Source organism: Arthrobacter sp. Soil_C_60 (genome assembly GCF_057656375.1).
On the sequence record NZ_JBDGKM010000043.1, the window covers coordinates 1 to 246 of the forward strand.

The 246-nt window shown below is 63.8% G+C and carries 1 pseudogene; it reads right to left on the bottom strand.

Annotation, left to right across the window (positions count from 1 at the left end):
* Positions 1–246 (bottom strand): annotated as a pseudogene (locus tag AC3A4M_RS22875) (acyl-CoA dehydrogenase family protein); the annotation flags it as partial.

Below are 246 nucleotides of genomic sequence, written 5' to 3' on the forward strand. Positions count from 1 at the left end.
ATCGGCGAAGGACCGGCAGTTCTGGAGTCGGTTGGCCTCAGGGATCCGCATGCCTTGGATGACGATGTCGGCCTGCAAGATGGCGCGTTTGCCGATCTTGCCCTTGATGACCGTGGGGTCATAGCCGGCCGGGTGGTTGCCCTCAGCGTCCTTCTCGACGACGAAGGCATTGACCTTGCCGTCCTCCGTGTTGCGGGCAAACAGGACCACGACGTCGGCCGCGTGGCCGTTGCCGATCCAGCGCTT